Below are 12,523 nucleotides of genomic sequence, written 5' to 3'. Positions count from 1 at the left end.
ACACTATTTGTGTCTTATAGTTAAGCAAATCCTTTGCCAAGCCGTAAAGTCAAAGACAGTCGTATATTTTTATCAAATCTCATAAAAGAATTTTATCGAGAAAGGCAAGCCGCCATAATTAGGGGTAAACCGCAATCGTAAATATCGTGGTTTACCCCTAGTTCTTGCTAGTGAAGAGTTATCCACACGCTGAAGCCAGTGGACTTGTTCACGCCTTCCCTAGTCTCTCTTATACAAGGATTCAATTGTGCTGGTTTCGATGCTATTTGCGTTAATCATGTAACCTGTGAGTGCGCCAGAAGCGTTCTCAGGCAGGTCTATTTTGTCAGTAGACAACGCGTGTAGAGTAAAGCGGTAGTGGTGAACACCGTGACCTTGTGGTGGGCAAGCGCCACCAAATCCATGGACACCATAATCGTTTGCGATTTGAATACTGCCTTTGGGGGCTAATGTTTGATTGGGGTTTCCTGCTCCTTGGACAAGTTCATTCACATTCAGAGGGATATTAATGATCTGCCAGTGCCACCAGCCGCTTCCTGTTGGTGCATCTGGGTCATAGGCTGTGAGTGCAAAGCTTTTTGTTCCTGCAGGCGCACCAGACCAAGTAAGTTGTGGGGAGAGGTCGTCACCTGAACAACCGAACCCATTAAACTCTTGGGCTTTTGTCATAAATTTGCCGTCGGCAATGTCTTCGCTGGTAAGCGTCAAACTTTCTGCCCAGCCAAGTGGTGCAAGACATAAGGTAGAGATGGCGCATAGCTGTTTTATATTCAATGAAATGTTCATTTCGCGTTCCCTCAAATGGGTTAATAAAGACCCTATAAGAGTAACGCTCTGCTTTACGCCGTATTATGCGGATGCTGTCAGACTTTCGCTCAAATCCGTCAATTTTGTTTTTCGTAAATCTGTTGGGGTGAGGCCAAATCGAGTTTTAAAGCGGTTCGCGAACCTTGACTGAGACAAATAGCCGCAACGCTCTGAGATAATAGAAATGGGTAAGTGTGTGGTTTGCAGTAAATGCATCCCTAGTCCCAGTTTTACCTGATCTTTAATTTCTTGGACGGTCACGCCTTCGGATTTTAGCCTACGGCGTAAGGTCGATTCACTCATGGCTAATTCATCGCATAGAGCGTCGAGTGGCAGATCTTTTTCTGGATGAAGGCTGATTATATGGTGCAGCTTTTGGCTTACCTTGTGGTTAGAGACCATGGATGGAATGACGGAGTGGCCCGTTAAAAAAAGCAAGTGAAGAAGCTCTTTTCGCCGTAATGACCAAAGTTCTTTTGGCGCCCATCTTGCCCACTCGACATACTGATAAAGACTCTTTTTTAGTTCACTAGAAAGGTCTCCAACATAAAATGAATCATTTGGTGTTGTGTGCGCGAAATGCGACAAGCTTTCAAAATCCTGCCGTTCGAATTCGATTATCAAAGCGACGTATTGATTAGGATCAGGAATATTTCTCATGTGAACAGATGGGCTGTCGGACAAGAAAACAAACTGTTCAGGACCGCATAAACATTCATTGCCCAATCCGAGTGTTTTATGTCCTTTTAAAACAACAATTAATAATGGATTGACGACAGGCACGTTGACCATGCGTTGTTCGTCCTTTGCAGAATAGACAAAGAACGGTAGAGGCATGTCCGTTGTGCTTACGTCAGTAATGAGGTCAATGAGACTTTGTGACGCCATGTCTCGCTCCCTTGATGTGGTTTTGTTAGCGAACTTGTCGCTTTGAATAAAACCAACAAGCCGCACAGGTTAAAAGCACCATAGCAAATAATTCACATAGAAGCATCGTCGTGATGGCGGTTAAGTAATCGCCTGTACTTTCTAGAACTTGGTAGGTGACGGTGCCCAGCAGGGCGGTGCCAATTGCGAGCGTTGCTTGCTGAATGGTTGCGAGCATCGCACTGGCAGTACCAGCTTGTTCCTTCTGAATCTTGGCAAGGCCGATACGAAAAAATCCGGTTACGATAAAAGCTTGAGCAAACCCCATTCCAGCCGTAGCAGGCATCAGAATCAGTTCGTTCAGGTCAGGCCAAGTCATATGAAACGTGAGGATTAGGCTTATCAAAAAGGGAAGTTGCAGAACGCAGCCCAGTATGACTGTTTTTAAGTTTCCAAGCTTAGCCACGACCTTGGGACTAAGGATAGAGCCAATGAAAAAAGTTGCTCCCATTGCGATAAAGCTGTTACCCGATTCGATAGGGAGAAATCCAAGGCCTGATTGCAGGACAAGCGCCACCGAAAACATAAACCCTCCCCAACTTGTAAACATAAGCATGGCGAGAATAAAGGAGAACTGCACGTTGGCTTGGCGCATTAAGGTAGGGGGTAACAAGGTGGTTAACTGCTTATTATCTTTCGATTTTTCCACATTCCACAAAATGAGCAGCAAAGGGACGACTGCAACTAACATAGAAAGAAAAGGCCATGTCCAGTGAAAAAGTGGCCCTAATGAAATAGCCAGCAGCAAACACATGAGTGCCAAAGCGAGCAAACATGTACCAGACCAATCTATCGCGGTTTTTCGATTTCCTGTTGTTTCTGGGATCCAGAGCCAAGCGCCGATTAATATGACGATGCTAATCGGCACATTGACCAAAAATACGCTTCGCCAACCCAAGTCTGCAATATTGGCGAACACAAGCCAACCACCCAGTAGTTGTCCCAGAATAAAGGCCATACCTCCGATCGAACTGTAGGAGCCAATCGCGATGGAATGTCGCTTGCCCGACAAAGATATATGGATTGTAGCTAATATTTGAGGGATCAATAAGGCAGCGCCAATGCCTTGCACGCCGCGCGCAATTAGCAGCATCTCGATTGAATTTGAAAGGCCACACGCCAGAGAAGCGAGCCCGAATAAGGTCACGCCATAGCAAAATAATCGCCGACGACCGTAGCTGTCGCCAAGTTTTCCAGCCATCGCAATAGAGACAGAAAAAGCGACGCCATATATCGCGACCATCAGCTCTAATTCGACGTGACTTGCATGAATGGAGTCCGCGATTGATGATAAAGCGACATTAAGAATGGAAAAATCGATAAGGGGGAGCAGTAGCCCTGCAAGCAGCGTAATTAACCCGATATTGGTGAGTTCTTTTTTGTCACTTGTGCAATCTATCGCAATCATCTCGATCTAATCCAGTAGTCTATTCAATGCCATTTTAATGTGCGTTTAGGGTAAGAGATCATCACTACTGTTTGATGTCTTTGAGAACGTTCAGCGCCCTAGCGATGTTTTTACTAACAACAAAAACAAGACAACCACAAAACAAACACAGATATGAAAACAACAACGAGTTCACGTGTTTGAGCATCCTAGCACTAAAAGGCGTTGGAGGCGGGTGGGGAAGAGGTGCGTTTAGGTCGATAATGGTGAAAACCTTTTTATGTGCGCGATTCGCGGTTTAGTTCGGTCGGAGAAACGCGAAAAAGGCCAATAGAAAGACCGAATATGAGGGAAGTTCTTGCGTCGTAGGCAAGAGCGCTTACAATACGGAAAATTTCCAATGTCTAATAGGTGATGTCTTGTCTTCAGATAAAAATAACTTCGATGCACGGCTTCAAACAGCGCACGAAGAGCTTGAAAAGCAGGGCGTATGGCGCTCCAATTATAATCCTCCCGTCTATGGTTTGTTTCGAAAATTGGGGCTGAAATTACCGCCTCCTTACTACCTGTCATTTCATGCAAATGTGGTTGTGAATTTTGTTTACATGCTGGTGCTGGCGTCGGTTATTTTTGCGCTAACGCAAGGCGGTTTTGATTCAACTGTATTTGATAAGACCCTACTTTGGAGCATGGCTTACGGTGTATTTATGTCTGGTTTTTATGCGGTTCGTCGCAAACAACTAAAATTAGGCGCGTGGGAAAACATAGGCTTGGATAAAAAGTAACAGGTCGGGAAAAGCTGCTAGTTGATTGAAATCACTAGGAATTAAAGGCTTGTTTATGCTTGTACATACAACTGGTGTGAAAACTTTTTGAACAACCCGTTTACTTGCTGGCCATTTGATTATATTGTGCATAAATTAAGGTAGCTCAATGTTCATTTTCTGAGGCGATTTTGGTGGCGTTGTTGCAGGTCTTTTATTGCGATCTTGTTATTGTGACGACGATACAGAACTAACGTGACAGAAATAATACATCCACCTTTCTATGATTTTTAAAAAACAAACAATGGGGACACTTATGAAATTCGGTTTTAAAAAAGCCTTAACAGGTTTGGCATTAGCGGGTTCACTATTAGCGACAACGCAGGCCAGTGCTGCATCAGCTATTGATGGTATTTTGTCCAGCAACGAACTTAAAGTCTGTTTTGAAGCAGGTTATATTCCGTTTGAAATGAAAACAAAAGACGGCCGCTTCATCGGTTTCGATATCGATTTGGGTAAACACATGGCTCGTTCTATGGATGTAAAATTCGTTCCAGTGAACACCGCTTGGGACGGTATTATCCCGGCTCTACAAACCGAAAAATGTGACATTATCATGGGTGGTATGACGGTTACGGCACAACGTAACCTTAAAGTGATGTTCTCTAACCCTTACATCACGATTGGTCAAACGGTTGTGATTAAGCCTGAATTAAAAGGCACGATCACAAGCTATAAAGACCTGAATAACCCTAAGTACACAATAACGTCTCAAATTGGTACAACGGGTGCGGAAGCGGCGAAGAAGTACTTGCCAAAAGCGAAGTTGGACTTGTTCGAAACATCGGCTGATGGTGTGCTACAAGTAGCAAACGGCAAAGCAGATGCGTTTGTATACGACCTTCCATTTAACGCGTTGTACTCTTCTCAGCACAAGGACACAGTGGTTCACCTAGATGAATCTTTTACTTACGAGCCGCTTGGTTGGGCGATTCGTCAGGATGATCCAAACTTCCTTAACTTCTTGAATAACTATCTGACGCAAATCAAGAATGACGGCACTTATGACCGTATCTATTCTAAGTGGTTTGAATCTGACTCTTGGGTAGACAGCATTCAGTAGTACTCGGCTTCTATCTGCTCTTAAGAGGACTCGTCACGTTCTGAGTCCTCTTTCTCCATCCTCTTTCATACAAATTAAGAGATATCATGCAATCACAATCTAGTCGTTGGCTGGGTCATGGGCTTTATTTGCTTATCATGGCCGTCCTTATTTCTGGAGTATACGTCTCCGGGCAACGTATCAACTATACCTGGCACTGGGAGCGCTTGTGGCCTTACATTGTAAACACAGCCCCACAGGATATTATCGCAGACACGGATGGTACAGTCGTTGTTGACCAGCAAGGAAAGCTAAGCATTACACCTGACTACGGCGGTGATCCTCAAGTGGTAACTGACTATACGACACTGGTTGCGTTTGACGGCGATTTGATTTTCCAGGGCGATACTCTAGCGCGGCTTGAAGGCTGGCGTTTTGGTCCTATTGCCGAAGGTTTGTGGGTGACGATAAAAATATCGTTTATATCGCTCATATTTTCAATCATTCTTGGATTGATATTTGGCTTGATGCGCATCTCGCATCGGCAAGTGTTGCGAAATCTTGCGGTGACCTACGTTGAGGTAATTCGTGGTACGCCTCTGTTGGTTCAAATTTTTATCGTTTACTTCTTTATTGGAACGGTATTCGATCTAGATCGATTTACCGCAGGCGTTGCGGCCCTGTCTATCTTTACGGGCGCCTACGTGGCCGAAATCGTTCGAGCGGGTATTCAAGCGGTGCCAACGGGTCAAATGGAAGCCGCGCGTTCGTTAGGCATGAATTACGTACAAGCGATGTGCTACGTGGTGATGCCACAGGCGATCAAGCGCACCTTGCCGCCTTTGGCAGGTCAGTTCATTAACCTAATCAAAGATTCCTCGTTGGTATCTGTTATTTCCATCACAGATTTAACCAAGGCTGGCCGTGAAGTTGTCAGCGGCAGCTTTGCACCGTTTGAAGTCTGGTTTACGGTCGCTGCGCTCTATTTAGTTGTGACCGGTGCATTGTCTTGGGCCATTCAGATCTTAGAACAGAGGTTATCTGCCAGTGACTGATAAAACATTAAAAGCGCCTATTATTCAGGCTCGTCATGTCGATAAGACCTACCCGAATGGTTGCCATGCGTTAAAAAAGGTTTCGCTGGATGTGAGTCGCGGTGAAGTAGTGGTGATTATCGGCCCAAGTGGCTCAGGTAAATCGACTTTTCTGCGCACATTGAACCAGCTAGAAACCATTTCTACTGGGTCGATCGATATCGACGGCATAGAGTTGACAGATAAGACAACCAATATAAACAAGGTTCGCGAAGAAGTCGGCATGGTCTTTCAATCGTTTAACTTGTTTCCGCATAAAACCGCGTTAGGCAATGTGATGTTATCGCCAATGAAAGTGCGTAAAGAAAGCAAATCAGAAGCAGAAAGACATGCTCAAGAGCTTCTGACTCGCGTTGGCTTAGCAGAGCGGATGCAAAACTATCCTTCGCGTTTATCTGGCGGTCAACAACAACGTGTCGCGATTGCTAGAGCGTTGGCGATGAAGCCAAAGATCATGTTATTTGATGAGCCCACTAGTGCACTTGATCCTGAAATGGTTGGGGAGGTGTTAGACGTCATGCAAGGCCTTGCTCAGGAAGGCATGACCATGGTCGTGGTGACGCATGAAATGGGCTTTGCAAAAGAGGTAGCAGATCGGGTTGTCTTTATGGAAGATGGCGAATTGATCTTAGAAGAAACCCCCGATAAGTTTTTTGATTCCGATCATCCGCGTTTGAAGCGTTTCTTAGGGCAAGTCTTATAGCGGTTGTCTCTGTCGTTATCGTTTTGGGCTTTTATCTTTAGGTTAACGTCCAAAACGATAACACAAATACTTCAAGACCAGTTCGATTCATTCAATGTTTGATGAGTGAAGAAATCGTGCTGGTTTTATTTTTTCTGGTGTTGTCTCTTCTCGTTTTATTACTTCACATATTATTGTTATATATCGCGTTACATTTTACTTACTAAATAGACACAATCAGAATCGATAGCACTGCTATGGTTTATTGATCATGGTAAGAATGTGGCCTTCGGGTGACGTTATGTAACGTTTGAATCTGAGCGGTGCCCTTTGTGAAAAAACCGGATATCCTTACTAATGACGATGCGCGTCTTTATGCATTGAACATACTTCGTATTTTGGATTCTGAGCCTGAACAGCGCTTTGACAGTATTACGCCCGTGGCGACGAAGTTGTTTGATGTGCCAATCGCTCTGGTCAGTTTAGTTGATCAAGACCGACAATGGTTTAAGTCCAAAGTCGGCCTGTCTGCTTGTGAGACCACCAAGGGTACCCTTTAGGGACTTTATGCTTAATTGACAAACAACCTAGACACTTTGATGAGTCGGACAGGGCGTCATTAGATGATCTTGGTTGTATGGTTGAAAGAGAGTTACTTGCACTGCGTGTCGCAAAGTTAGATGGCCTAACTCAGTCTCTCAATCGTACTGGCTTTGTCGCCGAGGCGGAAAAAGTCTTTGCTTCATCAAATGGATGAGCGACTTACCGCTTATTATTTCGATTTGGACGATTTCAAAGCTCTCAATGATGTCGGCGGACATGAATTAGGCGACAAAGCACTTAAAGTATTTTCCGATGGGTTACATCAACGCTTCCATTATACGGATTTAGTTGGCCGTCTAGGGTGCGACGAGTTTATGGTGTTGTCCAGATGCAATAAGCGCGAAAAGGACTCACAGGCTGCGGTTGAGCCGATTGATAAGCTCAATCGGTACATAGACGATTCCCCGTTAAGTAAGGACGATGCACCGGCGTTACGTTACTCATGGGGGGCGACAGACTTTAAAGTGTCATCCGACATCGATTTTGACCGGATTCTGCGGCGTGCGGACGATGCAATGTACGACCAAAAGAAAAGCATAAAAAGCGCATTGTCTTAGCGCTTTTTATGCTTTTCTTTCTCTGCCAAACGTTAAAGAATTAAAGGGCTTGCTCGGCCAGCTTTTTCAGTAACGCCTCAAATACGCTTAAATCTGAATAGAGATAAGCGTTGTTAACGTCGCCTGCGAGAAACAGCCCGTTTGCAAGATGAATACCGCCTTCTAGCATTAAGTTGTCTATTAAACCGAACTCTTCTATCTTGTGATTGAGTCTGTCTCGTATGTCGCCTTTGGGCGCTTGTTCAATGGAACCTTGGCCATAATCTCGCCACACGCGCTCTAAAAAAGGGGTTGTGGTATTGCTGTAGGCTGCTAGTTGTTTGCGTAGCCCTCTTCCTAACCCCAGTTCGTAAATGGTGCCGGCATCTGCGCTTGTGCCGCGAAAAGGTGTTAAATTGGCAAGCACAATGTCGGACCTTTCAACGAGGAGCTCGTTTCCTTCGCTGATGGCAAGCGCCGTCTCAATCGGTGTTTTTTGCGGCGTAATCACTTTATCGAGAGGGAAAAGACCAATAAAACCGTATTTTTTACAGAGTGACTTTTTGTTCTCGCCTATCTCCTCTGCATTGGGTAAAAATACTTCAGGGCCTGCTAGGTAAATTGTTTGCACCGCATCGTCTCCTTAGATCATGCTTTTATTCTTTCAGTACCATATCGATGCACATGACGGCGGCAATAATCAGCTGTCTTGCGGGGCTGTTGGGGGCGATATGATCAGAAATTTGAAGTACGTAGTTATCGGCACTGGTGAACATTTCTTTGCCGATTCCAGCCCATTGCTTGCTCACATGGGCCATTTCTATATCACCGTAGAGAAATTTAAAATCCCACCCTGTCCATTTACCTTTCAGTTCACAGACTTCATTGCCGTGTTGGTCTTGAATAGAGAACTTGCCGCCAATGGATAAAAGCTTTTGATGAAAACTGCCTAAAAGAGCATTGTTTTCGTCGAACACTTCAACATGGGAGCGAAGTAGTGATATACCCCGTTTAACACGGACGACTTGAGTGCCGTCTTCCGCTCGAATGCGCACGTCAAACGGCGTATAGGTTTTATAATCTGTAAATCGAAGTATCTTGGTGATAATCCCCAAGCTCTCTTCTCGGCATTCGAGAATTTTGTCGCCATTGTCTGGATCAAATATATCGAAGTTATTGGCGGCCTTAAACATGCCGACATGCTCTTTTACGAGGTAGAGGTTACGAGCCAATATGTCCATCATGCTACTCCTAAAAGGGTAGGATACAGAGATTTTTATTGGTTGTTTAGTGGTGAGGTGAAGACAAGGGGGCGGAGGGATTACTCTGGGCGCACATGCAATTGATAATCTCGAGCGAGCTCGATTAACTTCAAGTCGAGTTCATTGATAACGGCGAAGCCATATCCATTGGGGTCGTCGCAGCTCGATCGGTATTTTTGAAGTAGTCGCATTAATTCAGGCAATACCCGTTCGAAATAACGATCAATGTCTTCGTCATCCAGCCATTCAACGATATCGTTGGATTCAAGAACGGCTTGTTCAATGACCCAGCCAGTATTACCCCAAAAATAAGATGCGGCTTTTTTGCTATTGGCGTCTTTCATCTGTCGTTGAAGTACGGCTGAGATTTGGTTCTTCAGATTTCCTTTTAATAAGGCTTCAGGAGAGTCATCACTTTCCTTAGAGTCGCTTCTCGTAAACTTACCTAAAAAGTAATGTTTCATGCCTGCATCCTGCAATAAATTGAATAATCTGCATTCTAATTTCTCATGCATTAGGTTGGCAGACAAGGGGGAGTAAAAGAGTATTTTAATCTTTACACATAAGTTGATTATTGATCATCGTCAGGTTGTTGCGACTAAAAGATATATTTTTCAAACGCTTCCGATGGTTTTTGATTTATCTGGTTGACACGTACTGCAGGTTATTTGCATACTTTTGTACGTTTTGTAAATTCGATATATAGAGGTTCGCTTTTTTATTTAGTCCTGTAATTTAGTAGAAAACTCGTCTAATGTTATAAAAATTCGTTATGCCGTTTTTGTTTTTTTGTTATGTCTTATTGTTTTAGTATTTTATTAGGTTTTACTGTCTGTCCAATTGCAGTTAAGGATGTAGAGGCTGGGAATGTTGAATACGCTGAAGGGAAGGTTATATCTAATCACGTTGTTGATTGTCGTTCCTTGTTACGCATTTATTTACCTTAGTTTTGATTTCAGCAAGGCCTCGGAAAAAAAAGAGCTGTACCAGTATGCGAATTTGATCTCTAAGAAAGCGGTGCAGAATCAGGAGGCCATTGTGGCTTCTACTCGTTCCTTTCTTGAGGCATTGGTGTCTTTACCCGCACTTCAATCACCTGATTCACTCGAATGCCAACAATTAGTCCAAAAGCTTACTCGTCTTGATGATCGATTCGTCAATATTGGCGTGCCTGATCGCCAAGGTGTTCTGACGTGTAATGGCACCAAACTAACCTCACCAGTTAACGTCAGGGATCGTGCTTATATCAGTAAGGCGCTGTCTGGCCAGCACTTTACGACCAGCGGTGTGCACATTGATCGTGTCATTGGTCGTCCGGCGATCAATTTTGCGTATCCGGTCATAGATGAGCGTGATCAATCCCATGTAGTAGGCGCGGGTGTGGTCGTTATCTCGCTTGATTGGTGGACAGACTTAATAAACAGTATTGATTTGCCAAATAAGAGCATTGCGTATGTTTTGGACTCGCAAGGGCGTGCGATGGCAAGCTTCCCTAGAGACGCCGACTCTTCTTTATTGGAATCAGTGCGTTCTCTCTCAGGGATGAATACGGGGCCAGATGGCGTGAATCGAATATTTACGCGGCATCAGGTCGATGACGAGGCGGCTGGTGTGTTGCTTACTTTTGTGACGGGTATCGCAGTAGACGATGCTTTAGAGCAAATAGACGACCGTTATTCCTTAATCTTCATGATTTTTACAGGCGTTGTTGCTGCGGTATTGTTATTGCTCAGAATCTTCTTTTTAAATTCCATTCTTACTCCTTTGAACACCCTCTCCTATATGACGTTCCGTATTGGTCAGAATGAAAAAATCACCTACAAGGCCGCCACTGGCGTAAAAGAGATGGACGAATTACAAAATCGTTTCATCTCAATGGCTGAGAAGAAGGAGCAAGCTGAAAAAAAGATGATTCAGCAAGCGCAAACCGATTTGTTGACGGGGGCTGGAAATCGAGAGCGATTTAACAAAGCGCTGTTTGAACAACTCAGAGAAGCCAAAGTTTACAATCAAAAATTCGCTTTGTTATTGATCGATTTGGATCTCTTTAAAGAAGTGAATGATACTCGCGGTCATCAGGTAGGCGATGAAATCTTAAGAATTACAGCCAAAAGACTCATGGCACTTTGCCCTAAACAACAACTTATTTGTCGTTTAGGAGGGGATGAGTTTATTTTCTTGCTGAGCGGCACGAATGTGAATAAAGAATACGTTCATGATTTTTGTCAGAACATTCAAACACAAGTTCGTCAGCCGTTTGAGTTCTCGCAGGGTGAGATTCATGTGAGCTGTAGTATTGGCGTTGCTATGTACCCTGAAGACGGGGTCGATGAGCGCGAGGTGATGGCGGCAGCGGATCAAGCTCTGTATTCAGCGAAGCGAGCAGGTAGGAACGAAGTAAAAGACTTTGATGTTGAGCTTAAATACGCGTTGCTGGAAAAAATCGAGCTGGTAAAAGATTTACGTGACGCCATTGCGAATAAAGAATTTCATCTTGTCTTTCAGCCAATCGTCAACAATGTTGGTGAGATTATGAAGTTTGAAGCATTGATTCGTTGGCAGCATCCGACGCGAGGCTTAATACCGCCAGATCAATTTATTGGGTACGCGGAAGAGTCCGGTCAAATTGTTGATATTGGTGAATGGGTGATCCTCGAAGCAAAAATGGCGTTAGACAAGCTGCAATCTGTCTATGGCGAGCATATTCAGGTCAGTGTTAATGTCTCGCCTATTCAGTTGTCAAACAGCCAAAGCGATCGAACTAAGCTGCTCTACGATTTGCTGACAGGTGTCTACAGTGAGGGAACATCAGGCAAAAACGGTCTCGTTGTTGAAATCACAGAAAACCTTTTTATGAATGCGGAAGACGGCACTCAGCAGCATCTTTTAAATTTCAGAAAGCACGGTGTTCAGGTTGCCTTAGACGACTTTGGCACGGGGTATTCATCGCTTTCGTATATTATGAACTACAACATTGATTATCTAAAAATTGATAAGTCTTTTGTGAGCAAGTTAGACGAACAGTCACCGTCTGGTGCATTGTGTGAAGGGATGATATCCATGGCGCACTCGTTGGGCATCTTGGTGGTCGCTGAGGGCGTAGAAACGCAAGAGCAGGCGGCGTTACTCAGCAAATATGGCTGTGATTACTTGCAAGGGTATTATTTTTCAAAACCCCAGCGCTTGGAAGATATTATTGCGACGTTGCGATCGGCTTCAATACCTTCAACCTGCGATTAAAAAAGCATTGTCTATTCTCGAATGCCCCCGTAGGCATTTCATACCTTCCTAAAGCGAGCCATGCGAGCGTTTTTCCGTGTTTCATGAGCTGATTTCTTAGCTGAATATTACAGTTGTGT

13 protein-coding genes are annotated in these 12,523 nt (G+C 44.3%); 7 read left to right on the top strand and 6 right to left on the bottom strand.

All coding sequences use genetic code 11. The features are described from left to right. Positions 1–219: 219 nt before the first annotated feature. From MARME_RS19765 to MARME_RS19755, 3 genes are all read right to left on the bottom strand, one after another. Positions 220–786 (bottom strand): YbhB/YbcL family Raf kinase inhibitor-like protein, encoded by a 567-nt coding sequence (locus MARME_RS19765; protein ID WP_013663043.1) that lies wholly within the window; start codon positions 784–786, stop codon positions 220–222. Between the two features lie 63 nt (positions 787–849). Next, a complete protein-coding gene (locus tag MARME_RS19760) occupies positions 850–1,695 on the bottom strand; it encodes a helix-turn-helix transcriptional regulator (protein ID WP_013663042.1) in 846 nt (281 codons plus the stop codon). 25 nt (positions 1,696–1,720) lie between these two features. Continuing rightward, positions 1,721–3,142, bottom strand: coding sequence for an MFS transporter (locus tag MARME_RS19755; protein WP_013663041.1), 1,422 nt, complete (start codon positions 3,140–3,142; stop codon positions 1,721–1,723). A 398-nt stretch (positions 3,143–3,540) separates the two neighbouring features. Between MARME_RS19755 and MARME_RS19750 the strand changes: the two genes are divergently transcribed. From MARME_RS19750 to MARME_RS19725, 6 genes are all read left to right on the top strand, one after another. After that, positions 3,541–3,906, top strand: coding sequence for a DUF6404 family protein (locus MARME_RS19750; protein ID WP_013663040.1), 366 nt, complete (start codon positions 3,541–3,543; stop codon positions 3,904–3,906). A gap of 295 nt (positions 3,907–4,201) precedes the next feature. After that, complete coding sequence (locus MARME_RS19745) at positions 4,202–5,008, top strand: transporter substrate-binding domain-containing protein (RefSeq protein WP_013663039.1); 807 nt, start codon at positions 4,202–4,204, stop codon at positions 5,006–5,008. 86 nt (positions 5,009–5,094) lie between these two features. Further along, positions 5,095–6,042 (top strand): amino acid ABC transporter permease, encoded by a 948-nt coding sequence (locus tag MARME_RS19740; protein WP_013663038.1) that lies wholly within the window; start codon positions 5,095–5,097, stop codon positions 6,040–6,042. Continuing rightward, the gene (locus MARME_RS19735; RefSeq protein ID WP_013663037.1) at positions 6,035–6,784 is read left to right on the top strand and encodes an amino acid ABC transporter ATP-binding protein; all 750 of its coding nucleotides are present in this window, start codon (positions 6,035–6,037) and stop codon (positions 6,782–6,784) included. The genes MARME_RS19740 and MARME_RS19735 overlap by 8 nt, the downstream gene beginning before the upstream one ends. Positions 6,785–7,095: 311 nt before the next feature. After that, complete coding sequence (locus tag MARME_RS19730) at positions 7,096–7,323, top strand: hypothetical protein (protein WP_041648029.1); 228 nt, start codon at positions 7,096–7,098, stop codon at positions 7,321–7,323. 177 nt (positions 7,324–7,500) lie between these two features. Beyond that, positions 7,501–7,923, top strand: coding sequence for a GGDEF domain-containing protein (locus tag MARME_RS19725; protein ID WP_148231061.1), 423 nt, complete (start codon positions 7,501–7,503; stop codon positions 7,921–7,923). Between the two features lie 40 nt (positions 7,924–7,963). On the opposite strand, the gene MARME_RS19720 is transcribed toward MARME_RS19725, so the two are convergent. The 3 genes from MARME_RS19720 to MARME_RS19710 all read right to left on the bottom strand — a co-directional run bounded on the left by MARME_RS19720 (position 7,964) and on the right by MARME_RS19710 (position 9,628). After that, positions 7,964–8,533: a nucleoside 2-deoxyribosyltransferase gene (locus MARME_RS19720; protein WP_013663036.1), complete on the bottom strand. Its 570-nt coding sequence runs from the start codon at positions 8,531–8,533 to the stop codon at positions 7,964–7,966. A gap of 25 nt (positions 8,534–8,558) precedes the next feature. Further along, positions 8,559–9,146: a phospholipid scramblase-related protein gene (locus MARME_RS19715; RefSeq protein WP_041648025.1), complete on the bottom strand. Its 588-nt coding sequence runs from the start codon at positions 9,144–9,146 to the stop codon at positions 8,559–8,561. Positions 9,147–9,223: 77 nt separating this feature from the next. Beyond that, positions 9,224–9,628: a hypothetical protein gene (locus tag MARME_RS19710; protein WP_013663034.1), complete on the bottom strand. Its 405-nt coding sequence runs from the start codon at positions 9,626–9,628 to the stop codon at positions 9,224–9,226. Positions 9,629–10,031: 403 nt separating this feature from the next. On the opposite strand from MARME_RS19710, the gene MARME_RS21685 reads away from it, so the two are divergent. Further along, positions 10,032–12,404 (top strand): bifunctional diguanylate cyclase/phosphodiesterase, encoded by a 2,373-nt coding sequence (locus tag MARME_RS21685; RefSeq protein ID WP_013663033.1) that lies wholly within the window; start codon positions 10,032–10,034, stop codon positions 12,402–12,404. The last annotated feature ends 119 nt before the right edge of the window (positions 12,405–12,523 follow it).

Origin of the sequence: Marinomonas mediterranea MMB-1 (genome assembly GCF_000192865.1) — a bacterium.
Lineage (GTDB): Bacteria > Pseudomonadota > Gammaproteobacteria > Pseudomonadales > Marinomonadaceae > Marinomonas > Marinomonas mediterranea.
The sequence above is the reverse complement of the archived record's forward strand: the minus strand, read 5'-3'. Positions and strand labels throughout refer to the sequence as shown.

Coding starts and splice junctions, on each gene's coding strand:
- MARME_RS19765 (WP_013663043.1), bottom strand. CDS start 786: ATGAACATTTCATTGAATATAAAACAGCTATGCGCCATCTCTACCTTA.
- MARME_RS19760 (WP_013663042.1), bottom strand. CDS start 1,695: ATGGCGTCACAAAGTCTCATTGACCTCATTACTGACGTAAGCACAACG.
- MARME_RS19755 (WP_013663041.1), bottom strand. CDS start 3,142: ATGATTGCGATAGATTGCACAAGTGACAAAAAAGAACTCACCAATATC.
- MARME_RS19745 (WP_013663039.1), top strand. CDS start 4,202: ATGAAATTCGGTTTTAAAAAAGCCTTAACAGGTTTGGCATTAGCGGGT.
- MARME_RS19740 (WP_013663038.1), top strand. CDS start 5,095: ATGCAATCACAATCTAGTCGTTGGCTGGGTCATGGGCTTTATTTGCTT.
- MARME_RS19715 (WP_041648025.1), bottom strand. CDS start 9,146: ATGATGGACATATTGGCTCGTAACCTCTACCTCGTAAAAGAGCATGTC.
- MARME_RS19710 (WP_013663034.1), bottom strand. CDS start 9,628: ATGAAACATTACTTTTTAGGTAAGTTTACGAGAAGCGACTCTAAGGAA.
- MARME_RS21685 (WP_013663033.1), top strand. CDS start 10,032: ATGTTGAATACGCTGAAGGGAAGGTTATATCTAATCACGTTGTTGATT.